We start from the raw sequence: 18,727 nt of genomic DNA, 5'->3' as shown, positions 1-18,727 counted from the left end.
AGGTATGTGCGGCGTCAGATTGAAATCAGGTTGTTTGGTTTGCCTGCTTGTAGTGACGACGGTCCTGACCGGTTGCAGCACGTCCAAAGAGGATATGTTGCCATCGGGAGACCAGACTATGCTGGCCTTGTGGCAGGGAAAAGCCGCGTCGTCACAGGCTACGATGGAAGCCCGTCAAGTGCTACGCCGGGAGGTGAATGAACGGGAGCTGCCGGCTTCGCCTAACTATGCTGAAAGTTATAGTCGTACACAGGAAAATGAAATCAGTCAGACTTTCCCTCGGTTACCTAATCCGGACATGGTGATGTATCTCTTTCCACATTTAGTTGCGGGGAACACGCCAGTACCGGGATACAGCACGGTGTTTCCGTTCTACAACCAGGTGCAATATGCTTTGCCGGGTGAACGGACGGAGGCGTTGTGATGTGGTCGCTGTTGAATAAAGTCCGCTTGCGTAAACGGAGTAATCTATCGGAAATTTTGGGTGAAACTGAGGTCATACTACCGTCGTCTTCCACCGTTGTTGGGCGTGAACCTTTGAGGCGTCCCGGTAAAATGACCAGCACGGATGAAGCTGCGTTGTATGACACTTGGCCGTCTATCATTGATTACCTGCCTTGGGTCGAATATTTGGACGATGAAAAGTGCTTGTTGCTGGATGATGGTCTTTCAGTCGGCGCTATTTATGCTGTTTCCCCGGTATCGACAGAAGGACGCCCCTCTGCCCGTCTGGAAGACATTCGTGACCAGGTAGAAGATGCGTTGCAAGACAGTCTGGAGGAAGAGGATACCTCTCCTTGGATAGTGCAGTTTTTTTGTCAGGATGAGGATGATCCCGCGTTATATCTGACACAACTTCGTCAGTATATTAAACCTTGGGCGCAGGGTTCAGTCTTCACTGAAGCTTGGTTGGCTGAAACCGAACGTCATCTGAAGGGGATAGCCCGACCGGAAGGGCTGTTTAACGATTCATTGGTGACTGGTCAATCCTGGCGGGGACAGCAACGCCGTACCCGGATGGTCATTTATCGTTGGGTCCCTGTCGGACAGAAAGAAAGCTTGCTACCCATTGTGTTGCTTAATCAGGTGTGTGACCGACTGACAGCTTCTCTGGCGAGTACAGGTATTTTGTGCCAACGACAAAATGGTGAACAGGTTCATCACTGGTTACTGCGATTATTCAATCCTGATCCAGATTGGATAGACAAAGCGACGTTGTATCAGGCCGCTAGTTATGCGACCCCACAGGCTGGTGAGAGGAAGCCAGATAATGATTTCACGGAAACCTTGTGGTTTACCCCGCCACGTTCTGACGTGAAAAACGGTGTATGGTGGTTTGATAATATTGCTCACCGAGCGGTACCGGTTGAACGGCTGCGTCGCCCACCAGAATCGGGAACGCTGACCGGTGAAATGGTCCGGGGTGAACATATCAATGCGCTGATGGATTTATTACCGTCAGGTACTCTTGTTTCACTGACCATTGTCATACAGGCACAGGATGCACTGGAACGGGATTTCGACCGATTGTCAAAAAATGCAATGGGAGAAAATACTGAATCAGGGCGAGTGCGTGCAGACGTAAAAGAAGCTAAGGCGCATCTGGGGCTGAGACATAAACTGTGCCGTTCTGCACTGACCTTTCTGTTACAGGGGGCTGATGTTGACGATTTGAACCGTCGGCATCAGCAACTGGCCGCAACCCTGTTGGTCTCGGGGTTGCAGCCGGTCAAACCCGAATGCGACGTCGCGCCGTTAAACGGTTATCTGCGTGCCTTACCGATGTGTTTTAACCCGCAACGAGACAAGCATCACTGGTATACCCGGTTGACTTGGATGCAGCATGTGGCTGGGTTGTTGCCAGTGACAGGGCGAGCAACGGGTACAGGCAACCCGGGTCTTAGCTTTTTTAACCGGGGCGGTGATGTGCTGACATTTGATCCGCAAAATAAACATGACCGTACCCAGAATGCGCATCTGTTGCTATTCGGGCCGACCGGTGCGGGGAAGTCGGCTACGCTCTGTGCGAGTTTATCGCAGTTGATGGCGGTGCACTGTCCCCGATTATTTGTGGCGGAAGCGGGCAACAGTTTTGGGCTGTTTGCCGATTACTGTCAACGCCTGGGGCTGAGTGTCAACAAAATCAGCATTAAACCAGGTTGTGGTGTCAGTCTGGCGCTGTTTGCCGATGCCCACCAATTGCTTCAAGTGGCATCTTATCAGTTGGATTTGGCGGGTGAAAGGTCGGCAGAGGAAACCGCAGATGACGAGGCCGATGAGCAGCGCGATATCCTGGGAGAAATAGAACTTGCGGCGCGCATGATGATCACCGGTGGGGAGAAGAAAGAGGAAGAGCGTCTGACGCGGGCGGATCGGGGCATGATACGTGAAGCCATCATGATAGCGGCGAGAGCCAGCTTTGATGACGGCCGACAGATGATCGCGGAAGATTTGCAAAATGCATTGTCTGTGATTGCCCGGGACAGCCGGCGGGATGAACAGGGGAGAGCATTGTGTACCGAACAGCGTCGGGCCCGTGCTGAAGAGATGGCGGGGGCGATGTCAATGTTCACCAGTGGTTTTGAGGGGGAATTGTTTAATCGTCCGGGAACCCCGTGGCCAGAAGCCGATGTAACGCTAATTGACCTCGGTACGCTGGCGCGTGAAGGATATAGTGCGCAGATGGCCTTGGCGATGGTGTCTCTGGTCAATACCATCAACAATATGGCGGAACGTGATCAATTTGATGCAAGGGAAATTAATTTTGTCGTGGATGAGGCGCATGTTCTGACCACTAATCCGTTATTGTCACCTTATATGACCAAAGTGGTCAAGATGTGGCGAAAATTAGGGGCCTGGTTGTGGCTGGCTACTCAGAATTTGGCGGACTATCCGGATACGGCTGAGAAAATGCTCAATATGGCGGAGTGGTGGTTGTGTTTGACAATGCCGCCGGATGAAGTCGAACAGATAGCGCGTTTTAAAAAGCTGTCTGAAGAACAAAAATCGGTGTTGCTATCAGCCAGCAAACTCCCGGGTTGTTACACCGAAGGCGTGGTGTTGTCGAAAAAAGTGGAGGCGTTATTTCGGGTGGTGCCGCCCAGTGTGTATCTGGCGCTGGGCATGACGGAGAAAGAGGAAAAGGCAGAGCGCAGGGCGATTATGAAAGCGCTTCATTGCAGCGAATTGGATGCCGCTTTTGTTGTGGCGAGAAGGCTGGACCGTGCCCGTGGTCTGATATCTGGGGAAGTGGCGGATGGGCGTGATGAGGATCTCTTATCCATGCAGGAGTGCAGGCTATGAATATCAGGGTATTCTGGGCGCTTTTCCCGTGGTTAATACCGGTATCCGTGTTTGCCAGCACAGTGATATATACCGACACAAGCCATCCACCGCTCAATGCTGATCAAAACGTCCAAGTTGTGTACCTAGATAAGCCAGAGCAGTTGCAATCACAGTTATTCAGTAAGCTGTCTGCTGATCCTCAACAGGCAGTCAAACAGGCCCGTCAGATTTTGCAGTCTCCATCGTGGCATCAACAGGAGCGACATATCAGTCAGGCTTATCAGGGGTTACTGAATGCTTGGACTCTGGGCCTTAAGAAGTTCCCGGCAGTGGTTTTTGATGATGATTATGTTGTGTATGGTACGACAGACGTCAGACATGCCCGGTTACTTTGGGAGACTTATCAGCAGGAAAAGCAGCCATGAAGTCTCCGGATTTACCGTCATTAACATGGCATTCCCGGCTGAAAAAGTTCGGCATGGTCCTGCTGCTAACGGTTGTTCTGGCGCCCGTGGCCGTTGCCAGTGTGAATACAGCCCAGATTGTGGCCGGTGCCGCGTCGGCATCGTGCATCAGTTGGCGAATAAAAGGCATATGTTATTGGCTATTGTGTTCTCCCTGGGGGTGCAAAGTGCGTACCTCGATAAAAGTGGAACATTTTATTCCTCAGGCCGTGGTCTCCGTCTATAACGCGCCTGGCGGTAATCCCTGGAGAGAAATGTCTCTGGTCAGCCAGACTGTTGACGGCGTGGAAAATACCGTAACGAGAGCACTTTCCGGGATAGCCGTGGGCGGCGGTAATCATCAGCTGAAAATCCCAGGCAACCGAAAGAACAATCTGCATTTTAAATATGCTGATGCGATTGGGCATCCGGCAACTTCAATAATGGGCGGGAAAATTTCGGGGTATGCGTGTAAAAGTGTCGCCACGCCTTTTATGCCTTACTTTTTGAGTACTCTGGACAGCCTGGTTTGGCGGACAGGTGTGCCAGAGTCGTTTTATCCCGAAGCGCTGATTCCTGGTAAACGTGAACTGGGTTATTCGTTTCGGGGCAATATGTGGGGCAATATTTATCCGCGAAGCGGGTTTGTGACGCAACAGGATGAGGATAAAGCGGCTGCGGTGGTAGCGCAACGGGTAGCTGACATTATTACCCGCACAGGACAGGGGCATGTTTATCAACTCCTGAAAGGGAACCGCAAACAGGGTTACTGGCCACCCGGCGAAGTCGTTGAGAATACGGGTAACCAAAATCATCAATGGCAACGTATAGCGCCTAAAATGAGCGCATCTTGTGCTGTTTTTCCGGATAACCGCGGGGAAGTGGCAAAGGACGGGAATTATGTCTTTGCATTGTGGCAACCCTACAGTTGCTGTCAGCGACGTGGACAGACTTTTCTCTACAGTACAGATTTTTGAGACTGGGATCATGGGATGAGACAACGATTATTTTTGCCGGTATTGATAGCACTGGCGTTTATGCGTGCTCCTGTTGTTCAGGCGGCAAGTTTTGCCATTGCGGACAGCCCGATAGGTTACGGGACAAGCATGAATGGCGCTGTATCGGACAAACTGTTTTACAACATGGGTGGCGGATCAGTGATATCGCAGCCGGCGACCCGCAGCAATCTGCAACATCTGGGCGGATTAAACCTCGGTTGGAGCAGTGACCTGATGTGCGGTAACTTTGATTTAAAAACGACGGTAGGGAATCAGCTTAATGGCCTGACTTCGGGTTTTAAAAACCTGATGGGGGAAGTGATACAAGGGGCTACTGGAGCCGTAGCCAGTTTGCCGGCAATGGTTATCCAGCGTGCTAATCCGGGATTATATGAAATGCTGACCAATGGTGTATTACAGGCAGGCATTGCGTTCGACAAATCACAACTGAGCTGCCAGAACATGTCACAGCGTATGATGAATTTTTCGGATAGCAGTAAATGGACTAAAGCGGCGTTGATGGAGGAATACAAAACGTTGGTGAATACCGGCAACGGTGATGCGGTTGGCACGACACAAAAAATGGAGGTTGCAGACGGTACACCAGGTTCAAACTGGATAGGGGGTGAAAAACGGGGAGGAAAAGGGCAGAAAGCCATTCAACCTATCCGGGATTTGGCGAAAGCCGGCTTTAATATGATGAACAATCTACCGACGAATAGCCATGCCAATGTCAGCCGTGGTCAATGTAATGGTGCTGCTTGCCAGAAATTCAAGAACAGTGAAGAAGCTGCCGCCGCAGTAGTCAGGGTGTTAGGTGATCGTTCGGTTCGTACCTGTACTGACAGTCGTCAGTGTACCAGTGGTGGTACCGAAGATCAGCCAGGTGCGAGTGTCGCTGGGACGGGGTTTGCGCCGATGCTGGAAGAGGCTACCAGAACCAATATTGAGCAATTGATGAAACTGGTCAGCGGGGAAAATGCTCCTACCGTAGTCAATCTGGCAAAACTCAAAACGGGTAGCTTGGCGGTGACTCGTGGGGTTATCCAGGCACTGAAACGTGATCCGGATAGTGGTGCGCTGGCGAGTCGGTTGGCCAATGAGTTAGCGATGGCAGACACCATTGAGACTGCGCTCACTATGCGGCGAATGTTGATAACCGGACAGGCAGAGCCGAATGCGGCTGCTCAGACGCAAGCTATGGAAGAGAGTGATCGTCGCATTGCGATACTGGACAGAGAAATTGTCGCGCTGAAGAATGAGATGGAGCTGCGTCGGGCAATTGCACAAAATACCGCCCTGACCGCGCTTGAGCGTGAACAAAATCGGGTAGAAATGAATTTGCAACGGCAGTCCACTGATAATACCGACAGTCGTATTAATGCCTTGTCCATATTGCCGAGAGGGCATGAGGGACAGTAATAATGATGTCTGAGCAGCGTGAAACTTGGGTGACTGCTGACACCAAACAGTGGTTGATTGCAGGACTGAAACGGAATTTCAGACGAGGGTTAATCGTCATGCCGATGATGGGGTGCATGTTACTTGTTGCCGCAGTTGGCTTGGAACATCCGTCCCAATTCAATGCCTTACAACATTGGATGTACATGACCCGTTACGGCTGGCTAACCTGGCGATTGGTCATGTACAGCGTTATTGCCTGTTTCATGTGGCAGCTTTGGCGATCCCCATTGCCGTTAACACAGAAAGCTGCTTTGAAACGGATTGCGCTAATTTCGCTGGGATTCGTGGGATGTTGTGAGTATGCCATGTTCTTCGTCTCCGGAGAGCAGTCATGACAACTTACAGCTATTTGGAATATTTTCTGACCCTGCTGGGTTGGATGGTGAATAATGGCTTGTGGAATGTGCTGTTGGCCACCGGGTTATTTGTGCTGCCGCTGACATTCAAAATGATAGGTATCTGGCTGAAAGTCCGGGAAGAAGGGGAGGATGAAGGGAATAAGGGCATGCTCTCAGTAACCCGGATTGAAAACACCTTGTATGGTGCTTTTCTGGTGATGATTGCTTGCTGTGTGCCGTTGGTCAATGTGAGTCTGAGTACCATTACGTATGATGACTCGCGGGCAAAAAGTTGTGGTACTTGGACACCGAAACCGGCTGAAACGGGTTATGCGTCAGTGATATCGTCGCTTGAGGGTAAAACAGCGGCCGCTCCAGTTTGGTGGATACTGGTTCATCAGATTTCCAAAGGGGTGACTCAGGCCGCAATAGCTTCTCTTCCCTGCCGCCCAGACCTGAGGCAACTGCGTTTTGAGGTGCAGCATACGCAGATTAATAATCCGGCATTGGCTCAGATATTACAGGATTTTACCCATGACTGTTATGCGCTGGCATTGTATCAGTGGAAACGCCGGGACGAGGGAAAAACCCTGGATGAAGCGGTATTACGGGATATTGAATGGTTGGGGTCAAAAACGTTTCTGAATGGGGCGGGTTATTATGATGCGCTTCAGTCAAAAACGCCCCGGCCGGATTTTCCCTGGAAACCGCGCTGTGATGATGGTTTTGCTAATACGGGACAAGGCGGCTATCCGACCTGTAAGGAATGGTGGTCAGACAGTCAAGTAGGATTGGAAAAACGGATCATGGCGCAGGCTGAGCCAGGCATGTGGTTTCGGCTATCAGCGGCATTAAAACTGATGGGTAAGGAGACATCAGAGTACAAAGAAGCGGTGATACGGCGTCTGGTGAGTCCGGAAAACCTGACAACATCTCAGGGGGGACATGTCTATGCAGGTTACGGGGGGAACGCGGATTTTACCCTGATGAATTCAGTGGGCCGTCTGGCTTCATTGGGTGGGATGTCGTTGGGCAGTCTGGCGGCATTTCCGGCATTTGATGCAATGCGCCAGGCATTACCAATGGTGCAGGCTGTTATACTGATGGCAGTGACTATCATATTACCGCTGATTATAGTATTTGCTGTCTACGAATATAAGACGGTCATTACGCTGACCTTTGTCGTGTTTGCGTTGAACTTTTTGACATTTTGGTGGGAATTGGCACGCTGGTTGGACAGCTGGTTATTGGAGGCATTGTACGGTTCGGATACGCACAGCCGATGGAATATGGCCGGTTTTCAGAATAGTACAGACGATATCATTATGAGTTTTGTGATGGGAGCGATGTTTATTGTGTTGCCGGCATTGTGGATGGGAGCGTTGTCGTGGGCGGGTATCAGAGTTGGTGGAGCATTAGAAAACACAGCGTTGAGACATGGGACTTCGGAAGCTCAATCTAGTGGTGCCAAAATAGGAGAGTCGGTGTCGAATAAAATCATGAAATAGTCTATATGATTATATTAAACAGTGATATAGATAATTTATTTCACTGTTTTTAATCATCTAGTTTGCTGCCGTTAGAGTAAAAACCATAACCTTCTGAACCATTCCGATACTTAGCTTTTAGAGATTCACTGTAGGTAGTATCTTGCTTGTTATCTTTAGCTAGTGAAAGTCCCAGTAGTAGTCCAAAGATAAGCACAATAATTCCTACTGCCATTAGTACTCCTATCAGCAAAGTGACCACTATACTGCTAACAAGTAAATAAATAGGCGTATGTCCTATCCAGCTAGGGAGATTGTATTTGTGGGCTTTAGTAACACAATGTGCATCCCAAGTACGTAAACGCCGGCATAAGTTGCGGTAAATGTTAGCGGCTTTTGCTCCCCTAGTTTGGGCACGTGTTATACGTTGTTTGTCATGATGGTTAGTCATTGGATAGCCTCTTGTGGAGGTGATGTTCAGATAAATAATATGATTATTTTCTGGTTAGGTTAGCCAAAAATCTGAGCTGCGTCTATGGCGTGAATTGTAAAACGAGTTGTGTGTTATGCACATTTGCACGGCTGATAAAGCTCATTCACCTGACCCCATCAAAGGGTCGGGTGAATGGAAGCGGTTGGTGAGCTGGGGAGGCGAACCAACATCAGCGGTGTAACTGTGTATAACGCTTATTTAACGAAAGATGGGTAGAGTCATATTTTTAACTATTATAACATATATTAGGCACAAATTTTTTGGTTGATAAGGTATGTGTAACTCAACTTATCCTTTCGTTCACCAAATTAATGTGGAATATAAAAGATATTGTTTTAGTATTATTGGCAAATTTTAACCATGTATTAAGATATTTTTGCATTGTCAAAATATATGGTAACCCTAAAGTTCCCAGAATGGATCTGTATGCCAAGTTTCTGGAAAACCAGCAGAATGTAACAGTGGTATTACTCTTGGAAATTCATGTGCTAAAATGTGAATATCTTGGCCCACATTTACTCCCAGTTTTAAGATTTTGCTTAAATGGTGAAGAGTTGCAAGAAAGACATAGATACGATTGTTATTAGCTGGAGGTATAGAAAGGTGTGGGATAATTTCTGCTGGGGCTCTTAAATTTGAATTCCAAAGACGATTATGATGTGCACATTTGTTTCTCACATCTCTTAATCCACTAATCCACCCAACCAGCGTTTCAAATTTTTTTACACCAAATTCTTTGGCTAAATTGTTGAGGATGTTTTCTCTTTCTGATATTTGAAAACGACGTTTGTCCAAGCAATCATAAATAACAAATATATTTCCCAATGTTGCTAATTCGCCGATAATCCAAAAAGGGGGTAGGGATTTATAATTATCATTTTTCTCATTATAGTACTTTTCCTTATAATGAGTGGCATATTTTTCATTACAAGATGTAAATGAATTTGATAATTTTGAACGTAATAAGTCTATTTTATTTATTTTTTTATTAAAGAAGTTTTTATCGTCGAGATACCAAAATGGATCATCTGTATATTCTGATATAGTGTGATCTAGCCTACTGCGAAATTTTATTTCTAGTCGAGAAATTATGCGAAATATGTAATTGCGTAATGATTCATCGAAACGATAAATATCAAGGCCGTTTTCAAAAAAAACGCCATCGCGAAATTGTTTTTTTCCTTCTTCATTTTGATACATGAACTGGAATAGGTAAATTTTAAAACGATAATAGCTGATAAATGATAATATGTGTTCGGCTAGTACTTTATCTTTGAAATTTAGACCCTTTTCCTCTAAATCACCAATAAGGTCTATAGGTTTGCGATGCGACTTTGAGTAGGGGATATGAGCCATGATTTAAGATTCCATAAAAAAAGCCCGCTTACGTTCCCGGAGGAAGGTAGCGAGCGTTGTCGATACTTATGCTACCAGAGAAGAGAAAAATGTCAATAACATATCAATAGGTTTTTGCCTTAACAGTAGGGTGTTTGACGCTATCTGTTTGTTGCTGTAGGATTCTTGTTGTTGATTGCGGCTATTGCCGCCAGCAACGTGCTAGGGTCGCTGATGGTGGAAATCATGCTGCTGATGCCGAAAGATATTTGGGATAAACTCTTGCTGAGAAGTCAACAGGGGTTTTCTCGCCTTTTTAATTAAAAAGGCAAAAATGAGGATACGCAAGCCTAATATGCTGGCATTTGTTAGTACTATAATTGTACATCTTTGTCTCAACAGAAGGTATATTCATTAGGAAAGCTTTAAGTCACGCGGTTTCTCAGCATCGTGAACATCAGAAAAACACAGATTTTTATTTTATAGCTGTAGTACTAAGTGATGATAGGAGAAGGTTATGCAATCAAAACGCCAAGTTTCTGAACTTAAGCAAATGTCTGTAAAAGAGCGCAAAATTGAAGGTATGCGTCGGGCTAAGGCGGCTTTTGATCTGGCTGAACGTACAGGTATGTTAACAAAGCGTTCTGTTATCGTTGAGCGCTGATTTCTTCGTTAAATTGATAAAGCTTTGTCAATGATTTCCCTTTTGAGTGGTAGTAAGTTTTTAAGTTAGTTTGCCAAGTTCGTAATTGCTCTTTGGGTGTTCTACCCGATTGTTTTTATACTCTCACGTTCAGTTCTCCGTGCTGCACCCACGCTTAACTCTATGCTGTTATGATCACCAATTGGTTGTGTTTAATTTTTTTCTTGACTTATCAGGGTAGTAATGCATTGCAAAATTTCTTTGTCTGTTGATTCATCCCCTGCAAGAGCCACTTTGATTGCTTGTTTCAAACTTGATCTAATTTGAAGCCTATCAATGGCATCCTTGATGTCTTGTTGTTCATGAGCCATTGTTAATAGCCCTTCAATACCTTTGCGATGAATTAATTTTATAAGCTTATCTACTTCGCATAGATTTAAGGAGTTAAAAACCAAGTTCCAGGAATGTCGTAATTCAATACTATCATTGTGTGCATCTGGTGTTTCAAATTTGAAATTTTTATCCCCATTTGCAAGCCAATCTAGGCTTACATTCTCCTTATTAGCAACAATTTGCATATATTTTAATGATGGGCTTGTTCCTTTATTGATGTAGTTATTGAGAGTTGAATAAGGTAAACCCCAATCCTTAGCAGCAGTCCTAATGTTTCTTTGCCCTACAAGTTGTAATAACCTACTGATAAAACCTTCTTTTTCTTCTTCGTCACTAAAAGAAGCACCTGATGCTTTTTTGTTTGTCATTTTCTCAATTTTCGTTCAATTAGTTGATTTTTAATAAAAATTACTCTCTAAAAGATGAATTTTTCAAATTAGGAAAATTTTGGTCCTAATTTGCTTTACAATATTCAAATTTGGATCAATACTTGTGTTCCAGTGAATAATTTCCCAAAGATTATTTGCACTGACAATTGGTTAGAGTAATTGAAATATAGATTGAAGTAAAACGTACTACTAACAGAGTTTAAAGCAAAGAATGTTACTCGTCGTTTTACAGTATTATTAGATAGTTATACCCGATTGGAGAATTATTGTGGAGAAAAAAGATTGGCATTCGGCAGATATTATCGCTGCGTTAAAAAAGAAAGGAAAGTCATTGGCTGCCGTTTCTCGGGAAGCTGGACTAGCATCGTCAACATTATCCAATGCTTTACAGCGTCCCTGGCACAAAGGTGAAACAATCATTGCGAATGCATTAGGACAGAAGCCCGATGAAATCTGGCCTTCCCGTTACCAGAAAAGAAGGAAGAGATATTGATCTCCAAGAGAAAGAATATGGTGACAGTTGTAGGAACCATAAAAACAACGCTCTGAAAGTGCTACAACACAATCAGAGCGTCTAACCACAACATTACAGGAACTAATGTATGGCTAATATGAATAGTAACATATCCTCATACTCAAAGTGTTATACATTTAACGCTCAATCTAATGTAGAAACCGAAGTACACACTTTGCTCACAGACTTTTCTTTGGTTTTAATTTTTTGTAAACCAATTGAGAAGCAATATTATGCACAAATGTAGCACCCCAGACACTCCCGACGACAGTGAGATATCTGATGTGAATATCCTATGGTCTGGCATGTCGGATGCGATTGCATCACTGGATCTCTCATGTGTTAGCGATACTGTACTGTGTCAGCTAATTGAATCATCTAAAGAAAATACTATGGGTATTTGTCATGGTGTAACTTTTCTTGGTGACTCAATATTGTCGTTTGCCAGTAATAACATCCATGAATTTACTCCAGAGAGTTTGTGCCAGCTCGGACATAGCCTATCGGCGCTGAGTTCTCTATTACCTATGTTGTTTACCATGCATGAAAAAGCGAGTGGTGAATATCATCGTAGGACTTTGGAAAACGAGATAAAATAGCCTTGTCAAATGAAACCGGAAAATTTTTGGATAGTTTTCCGGTTTAAAGGCATAAACTATTGCCGACAGGATATTCGATATTGTTGATACTCGTCGGGGCGATTTTTCCCCTTTCCGCCGCCCGAACCGGCATCAGGATGTCGTTACAGTGGCATCAGCACGCTAAATAAGGTATTGAATGCCATCTGGTGTGGGGCTTCTGTCCAGCCAATTGACAACCATTTTTTCATTAACATCGCTGAGTAAGCCCCGGAGACAAGCGAGACTGAGTTGTTGCGGGCCGGCAGGATGAAATAAGGGAGTCATACAGGCATGTGTTGACTGGGGATGGCATATTGGGCATCTTCCCGTATTTTGAGAAAAAGAAAACAATGCGTCATCATAACGTAACCGATATTACGGTTGTAGTACTCAGTTTCCACATAGCTTAAGTATAATTCTCACTAACCCCGATTAATTTCTTTAAATTTCTGGATCGTATATTTGATGGCTTGTTCTGTTGGCAAACGCTCCATTGCACTGGCGCCATAGAATCCATGACAATCGGGGCAATGAGCTAAAATATAGGCTACATCTTCCGGTTCCGAAATTGGGCCGCCGTGGCACAAAATAATAATGTTATTTCGGACAGTTTTAGCCGCCGAAGCACAAGCATTAACGATTGGTATACAAGATTTCAGATCATATGATGTATTAGCACTAATATCGCCGCTAGTGGTTAGCCCCAGATGTACGACGATGATATCAGCACCTGCTTGTGCCATAGCTTCAGCCTCTTTTGCATTGAAAACATAAGGCGTGGTAATCATTCCTTTTTCATGTGCCAGGCGGATTAGCTTCACCTCCAGTGCATAGCCCATGCCTGTTTCTTCCAGGTTTTTTCTGAACTTTCCATCAATAAGTCCTACTGTTGGGAAGTTCTGAATACCAGCAAAACCTTGTGCCTTCAGTTCATCTAGGAAAAGAGGTAAATTACAGAATGGATCAGTACCACAGACACCCGCCAATACAGGTGTTTCCTTAACTATCGGCAATATTTCATTACCCATTTCTCTGACAATTTCATTTGCATTACCGTATGGCATTAATCCGGCCAGTGATCCTCTGCCAGCCATTCTGAAGCGTCCAGAATTATATACGATAATGAGGTCTGCACCTCCTGCTTCCTCGCAACGCGCCGAAAGACCAGTGCCTGCACTCGCTCCAATAATAGTTTCGTTACGTTCGACTTTTTGTTTTATAGTTTTAATAATCTGATTGTATTTTTTCTTCATAAGAAATTCCCTGGTGTTCTATAATTTCCTTGAATTGTTGTATTACAAGAGTACAAAATTGTGGTGAATTTATGTGAAAAGGTGTTTTTATAACTTTTCTCAATTCTGTTTGTTTTACTGTTTTTTTTAGTCCATGACAGAAAGCCTGTGTTGATGTAGGTAAATAAAAAGGTTGTTCAAGGCAATCTAGCGCAGAGAATCCGCCTTCCGGAATAATGAATCGAATAGGTCCATTACACTTATTAAGTTTGTTCCCTATCCAGATACCAAGCTGATAGTTTTCTTCAGGTGTGGTTCGCATCAATGTCACCTGAGAATTGTGCTCAAAAAATAGCCTGTTGCTGTAACGTTCTGGAATCGTGTCCTTTGCGCCAAAGTTCACTATGTCCAAAGCACCAGCACTGCCAATCCACGGAATGCTTTTTTTTGCAATGACGTCTAAACGTGTGTCAGGACAATCCAAGACACCCCCAAATAACAGATCGGCAATTTCTGTTAATGTAATATCTAAAACACAAACTAATTTGCCGTCCTTAGCCAATTTTTCCATGCTTGTTCCACCATTGCCGGTAGCATGAAAAGCTAGGCAATCGTATTGAGTATTTAACTCAGTAGTGAGCTGATTAATGCACGGAGTCGTCATACCAAACATCGTTAACCCTAAAGCGGGTTTATGAATATCAGCCAATGGCGTAAAATAATTGACAGAACCCGCCATCATGTTTGCAGCATTAGACAAGACTGAACGAGAAATACGGTTTAGTCCGTTGAGATCGGTTACTGTATAAAGCATGGCAATATCGCTGGCTCTAACGTAGGCTGAGACATTCCCTGACGCCATAGTGGATACCATGATTTTAGGCAAACCGATAGGCAGGCTTTGCATAGCCGGAGTAATCAGCGCTGTTCCGCCTGAGCCGCCGATACCAATCACCCCCGCAATATCGTCGATTGAACTGTTCAGGAAATTCGTGAGGGCGACAGACATCGCTGTTATCGCTTTATTCCGCACGCCACAAAAAACGGAGTCAGCGCCAGCGGGATGATACTCAGCCACCTGAAGTGAATGAATATCTATCTTTTTATTCTGATGATTTTTCCCGGGAGTTGATGTAGACACATCAATGATGATTGAATCAACTCCGGCGAGGTGTAAACAACATTTCAGCCAGGCCAGCTCGTCCAGTTTTGTGTCTGCTGTGCCAACGACAACCACAAATCGTGTCATAGTGTTCACCCCATGTGACATACCCAGTTCAAAGATGGATGTAAACCTATTGTAATATTTTACAACATGCAAGTTACTTTTTATCATTAGTGATATTTTTTATTATTAATGCTATACGGTTAAAATTTTAAGGGGTTTAAATGATTCTGTTTGATGAAGAAAAGCTGTCGCCAGTCCGGCGTCGTACCCTGGAACGTATCACTCATTCAGCGCTGAAGTTATACCGTGAGAAAAAATTCCCGTCTCCTGAAGAGATTGCCAGTGAAGCTGAATATGCGAAGGTCACGTTGCGCAGCTACTTTTCAACCCATAGTGATTTTGTAGAGTATGTTGTAAAACAAGTCATTGGGTCATTCGTTGTCCCCCCTATGGGCAATAATGCAGAGGAAAATATTGAGAAATTATTAAGATGGGGCTATGAAGAAATAGAAGCCAATGAGGCGCTGATGAGGGATGCTTTACGCATTTCTCAGTTACGCTGGCAGGAATCTTTATCCGGTGAAGGTAACCCCGAACGACCCGTTTTGAAGAAAAAAAGTAACCGTAAAGAGACACTTTCTACGGCGTTAGCGCCTTTAAAAGGTCAGCTTAAAGATGATACAATACATAAGATTATTATGTTGATTTCCGTTTTATATGGTACAGAGGCTATGACTATTCTGAAAGATACTTTTGGTTTAGAAAATGATGAAATAATCGACTTAACGAGTTGGGCCGCAAAGTTGATTGTTCGGCAGGCCATTAATGAGGAGCTAAAATAACCTGAACTTTGGATAAAAAAATGGAACTAACTGCCTGTTCCAAGAGCAGAATTTTCGACCCAGAAAAAAGCGATCTTATCAGGAACAGGCATGGATAAACTAGTTGAACTCTTCTGCGATGTCGATGATTTTTGCCGTGTATTCATTCCACTCTGCTCAGCTATACCCGGCTCCTGGGCGTCGTCTCCTCAGTTTTGCAGCTATTTGACGGCATAGCGAAACGAGGAAAAGGGTCAATGGGATGGTTTTTCGGTTTTAAGCTGCCTCTGATAGTCAATCATCAAGGAGAAATTGTGTCAGTCAAACTCACTCCGGGTAATGTCGATGATCGGGAGCCTGTCCGTGAGTTAGCAACGGGATTAACAGGAACGCTTTACGGAGACAGTAAGAATACCTCTGTCAGGCTCTGTTTGATGATTTAAACGCAACAGGCGTGACATTGATAACGGATACGCGCAGTAACATGAAGGCAAAAGCGCTCTCAGTGTGGGATAAGGTAATGTTATCAAAGCGTTTCATCATAGAAACCATCCATGATCAGTTAAAGAATATTTCTCAGATAGAGCACTCACGACACCGTAGTTTACAGGGATTCATGTTGAATGTGTTAGAAGGGCTAATCGTTTATTGTTTCAAAGAGAACAAACCGCCACTGAATATCTCCCGCTCAGAAATGGATAGGTTAGTGACGGCTTAACCATAGGGTAGGTTAATTATTAAACGATTTGCCAGGTATTTTGCTATGCGCCACATCGGCAGTTTTACGAAAAAACCGCACCATCATCAGAATTGCCCCGAGTAAAAATGTAATAAGGAGGCCAAGATTAATACCTTGCTGGCCTTGTTTTAAAGGAAAAGCTAGCAAATAAGAAAAAGGAAAGCCGAATATCCAGAGCAATCCCATATTAACCCACATCGGATACCAGACGTCTCTCAAACCACGTAATACTGCCATCAGTAAGTTACGCACAGCATCAGCAATTTGAGAAAAAGCAACGATAGCCAGCATGACCTTCGCCATCCCTATAAGGGCCGCATTTTCCTCTGCCCCCAGATTGATATACAAACCGATAATAGCAAGTGGATTTAGCAAATATACAATTGCGATAGCTATCATGCAGCTGAGTACCAGCACCAGACCGACATGACCAATCTTCTTTATCAGATTATATTCACCATTGCCAACCGTATAACTGACCAAAATCGTACAAGCCTGTCCTATTCCCATAGGAATCATTAGAGCAACGGTGGAACACTGGATCAATATCTGTTGAACACTCAAAGCACCCACACCGAGCCAACCGACCATAATGTTAATCGCACTAAAAATCAGTAGTTCGCTGGCAAACTGTATTGTAATAGGAAAACCAATGTGAAAAAAAGCCACCAATCGTGCTGGATCCCATAGTACCCTGAAATCAAACAAATGGTAATTAGTAAAACTTTTAGCAAAGTATAAATAAATAAAAACACCAATCGCGAGAGTCCAGTTAGCAATTGATATACCATAGGCCCAGCCAGCCATGCCCAATGTAGGCAAACCAGCGTAACCATAAATTAAAGCATAGCCAAGCAATATCGTGAAACCCAAATTCAGTGCGCTTAATACCACGACAAGATATCCTTTCTTAATAGGAAAAAACATCTGATGACAACTTGCCAATAGTAAAGAAGGAATTACACTCCATGCCATTGCGCGAAAATAAGGATCAATCAGCGGCACTAACTCAATAGGCTGATGCATCCATACTAGCAATTTCGTTAAGTTCCAGAAGACCAACGAACTAATAACACCGAGAACAATACTAATTAACCAAGCCTGCCGGATTTCCATGCCAATTTCGCGAAGCTTATACTGTCCATAACAACGACTAACAGTGATACCGACCGCTAGCAACGGCGACATGGTAACAACCATTATAGTGCTACTCAATGCAGCTACTAGTGCACTAGCAGCCAACTCTTGCTTGCCAAGATGAGCAATAAACAACATACCGATAAAACCCACAGCGATATAGAGAATGCGTACACTTAAAATTGGTGTAGCTAGTTTCACAATTTCCTTAAAGTAAAAAAAATTATTCTTTGTTTGCATACTTACTCCTAATTCATCACATTTTAATTATTTGCTCCAAGTAACGAACTACGACTGAATTCGCATCCATCAAGGGGAAACTCATACTACACCACTATTCGACTATATTTGCTACGCAGGCCCAACCATTTCTTGATAATAAATTCTGAAACCTCAACAGTGGTACGCCGTCCGATTAAAATGCTCCTACTAGCCGATCGCCCTAAATCCTAAACTATGAATCCTCTATCCCAAAAAACCATAAATAAATTCCTCTAAATAGAGTACATAGACAATAACCCAATACAAGTAATGATTTTTTTACTGACAGTATAGTTACAAACATATATTCGATTTCAGAGAGTCCCGATGATTATCCGCATTTTTTGCCCTCACTATTTCAATAGCTTGGAAAAGATGAATAGTTCACAAAGTTCACTCCTTTACAGGATATGGGGCCTTTCAGCCCATGTTATAACCTGTTACATCGGTCATCCGGTATTTTACTCACCCGATAAATGACTGAATGGTCACCGTGGATAACGTGTTGTGATACCCAATAAGTTGATTTTCCACCACCGTGCTCTTTGGGAGCCTACCCTAGGTAATTGGCAAAATGACGGCTATTTCTGAATTCAGAACCGTTACTCAAGACTTTCATGGTCGATCACACGCCAGGAAATCACTACCGAGTATCTTCCTGTTGTAAATTGAGTTGATGTAAGCTGCTTATCCAATGGTTAAAGCTTTACTGGCTTTTAAAATGGCATGCTACTGCTCCAAATACCTGTCCGTCTAATAGGTGAATCTTCTGTATGTGATGGTTTCACACTATCTGAACTGTCAGAATATCGGGGATTGCTGCAGTTGGTACTATCAATATTGCATGCAGACTTCAGTCTGTTGGACAACAATATATATGAGGTAGAATTGCTTGTATCAAAACCAAACTCAGGGAGGGATTCTATTTTGTATAAAAATCAATTGCCATACAGACATTGATAATTTC

18 protein-coding genes and 1 pseudogene are annotated in these 18,727 nt (G+C 44.3%); 13 read left to right on the top strand and 6 right to left on the bottom strand.

Annotated elements, in window-relative coordinates; translation table 11 throughout:
* Positions 1–4 precede the first annotated feature (4 nt).
* From TI10_RS16020 to TI10_RS15990, 7 genes are read left to right on the top strand one after another with little or no spacing between them, the layout of a single operon-like run.
* On the top strand, positions 5–424 hold the full coding sequence (locus TI10_RS16020) for a TIGR03751 family conjugal transfer lipoprotein (RefSeq protein WP_080985088.1): 420 nt from the start codon (positions 5–7) through the stop codon (positions 422–424).
* Complete coding sequence (locus tag TI10_RS16015; protein ID WP_387555300.1) at positions 424–3,303, top strand: conjugative transfer ATPase; 2,880 nt, start codon at positions 424–426, stop codon at positions 3,301–3,303. Before TI10_RS16020 ends, TI10_RS16015 begins: the two co-directional genes overlap by 1 nt.
* On the top strand, positions 3,300–3,710 hold the full coding sequence (locus TI10_RS16010) for a TIGR03757 family integrating conjugative element protein (protein ID WP_049584411.1): 411 nt from the start codon (positions 3,300–3,302) through the stop codon (positions 3,708–3,710). The genes TI10_RS16015 and TI10_RS16010 overlap by 4 nt, the downstream gene beginning before the upstream one ends.
* Positions 3,711–3,763: 53 nt before the next feature.
* Positions 3,764–4,705 (top strand): TIGR03756 family integrating conjugative element protein, encoded by a 942-nt coding sequence (locus tag TI10_RS16005; protein WP_139180551.1) that lies wholly within the window; start codon positions 3,764–3,766, stop codon positions 4,703–4,705.
* A gap of 15 nt (positions 4,706–4,720) precedes the next feature.
* Entirely contained in the window at positions 4,721–6,148 is a 1,428-nt protein-coding gene (locus TI10_RS16000; protein WP_049584409.1) for an integrating conjugative element protein, read from the top strand.
* A 2-nt stretch (positions 6,149–6,150) separates the two neighbouring features.
* The gene (locus tag TI10_RS15995; RefSeq protein ID WP_049584408.1) at positions 6,151–6,525 is read left to right on the top strand and encodes a hypothetical protein; all 375 of its coding nucleotides are present in this window, start codon (positions 6,151–6,153) and stop codon (positions 6,523–6,525) included.
* On the top strand, positions 6,522–8,036 hold the full coding sequence (locus tag TI10_RS15990; protein WP_049584407.1) for a conjugal transfer protein TraG N-terminal domain-containing protein: 1,515 nt from the start codon (positions 6,522–6,524) through the stop codon (positions 8,034–8,036). Before TI10_RS15995 ends, TI10_RS15990 begins: the two co-directional genes overlap by 4 nt.
* 49 nt (positions 8,037–8,085) lie before the next feature.
* Here the strand turns inward: TI10_RS15990 and TI10_RS25180 are convergent, their stop codons facing one another.
* The gene (locus TI10_RS25180; RefSeq protein WP_152964017.1) at positions 8,086–8,250 is read right to left on the bottom strand and encodes a hypothetical protein; all 165 of its coding nucleotides are present in this window, start codon (positions 8,248–8,250) and stop codon (positions 8,086–8,088) included.
* A 660-nt stretch (positions 8,251–8,910) separates the two neighbouring features.
* On the bottom strand, positions 8,911–9,864 hold the full coding sequence (locus TI10_RS15980; protein ID WP_049584405.1) for an Abi family protein: 954 nt from the start codon (positions 9,862–9,864) through the stop codon (positions 8,911–8,913).
* A gap of 168 nt (positions 9,865–10,032) precedes the next feature.
* Between TI10_RS15980 and TI10_RS26390 the strand changes: the two genes are divergently transcribed.
* Together TI10_RS26390 and TI10_RS25175 are read left to right on the top strand one after the other, a co-directional pair.
* Positions 10,033–10,167: a hypothetical protein gene (locus TI10_RS26390; protein WP_255619222.1), complete on the top strand. Its 135-nt coding sequence runs from the start codon at positions 10,033–10,035 to the stop codon at positions 10,165–10,167.
* 193 nt (positions 10,168–10,360) lie between these two features.
* Positions 10,361–10,507: a hypothetical protein gene (locus TI10_RS25175; RefSeq protein ID WP_152964021.1), complete on the top strand. Its 147-nt coding sequence runs from the start codon at positions 10,361–10,363 to the stop codon at positions 10,505–10,507.
* Between the two features lie 191 nt (positions 10,508–10,698).
* Here TI10_RS25175 and TI10_RS15975 read toward each other — a convergent pair whose 3' ends face one another.
* Positions 10,699–11,247, bottom strand: a complete 549-nt coding sequence (locus TI10_RS15975) for a helix-turn-helix domain-containing protein (protein WP_049584404.1) — start codon at positions 11,245–11,247, stop codon at positions 10,699–10,701.
* A 283-nt stretch (positions 11,248–11,530) separates the two neighbouring features.
* Here TI10_RS15975 and TI10_RS15970 point away from each other — a divergent pair, with 283 nt between their 5' ends.
* Positions 11,531–11,761 carry a helix-turn-helix domain-containing protein gene (locus TI10_RS15970; RefSeq protein WP_074525050.1) on the top strand — a complete coding sequence of 77 codons (231 nt, stop codon included), beginning with the start codon at positions 11,531–11,533 and terminating at the stop codon, positions 11,759–11,761.
* A gap of 254 nt (positions 11,762–12,015) precedes the next feature.
* Entirely contained in the window at positions 12,016–12,381 is a 366-nt protein-coding gene (locus TI10_RS15965) for a hypothetical protein (RefSeq protein WP_049584402.1), read from the top strand.
* Between the two features lie 443 nt (positions 12,382–12,824).
* Here the strand turns inward: TI10_RS15965 and TI10_RS15960 are convergent, their stop codons facing one another.
* Both TI10_RS15960 and TI10_RS15955 read right to left on the bottom strand, forming a co-directional pair.
* Positions 12,825–13,655: a phosphoenolpyruvate hydrolase family protein gene (locus tag TI10_RS15960; RefSeq protein ID WP_049584401.1), complete on the bottom strand. Its 831-nt coding sequence runs from the start codon at positions 13,653–13,655 to the stop codon at positions 12,825–12,827.
* Positions 13,627–14,883, bottom strand: a complete 1,257-nt coding sequence (locus TI10_RS15955) for a Tm-1-like ATP-binding domain-containing protein (protein WP_049584400.1) — start codon at positions 14,881–14,883, stop codon at positions 13,627–13,629. Before TI10_RS15955 ends, TI10_RS15960 begins: the two co-directional genes overlap by 29 nt.
* A gap of 140 nt (positions 14,884–15,023) precedes the next feature.
* On the opposite strand from TI10_RS15955, the gene TI10_RS15950 reads away from it, so the two are divergent.
* Entirely contained in the window at positions 15,024–15,644 is a 621-nt protein-coding gene (locus TI10_RS15950) for a hypothetical protein (RefSeq protein ID WP_049584399.1), read from the top strand.
* Between the two features lie 197 nt (positions 15,645–15,841).
* Positions 15,842–16,341: pseudogene (locus TI10_RS15945) on the top strand (IS982 family transposase); the annotation flags it as partial.
* Positions 16,342–16,353: 12 nt separating this feature from the next.
* Here TI10_RS15945 and TI10_RS15940 read toward each other — a convergent pair.
* Entirely contained in the window at positions 16,354–17,739 is a 1,386-nt protein-coding gene (locus tag TI10_RS15940) for an MATE family efflux transporter (protein ID WP_049584398.1), read from the bottom strand.
* Between the last annotated feature and the right edge of the window lie 988 nt (positions 17,740–18,727).

It is taken from the genome of Photorhabdus luminescens subsp. luminescens, assembly GCF_001083805.1.
Taxonomy (GTDB): Bacteria; Pseudomonadota; Gammaproteobacteria; order Enterobacterales; family Enterobacteriaceae; genus Photorhabdus; species Photorhabdus luminescens.
This window is presented reverse-complemented; position numbering and strand designations above follow the sequence as displayed.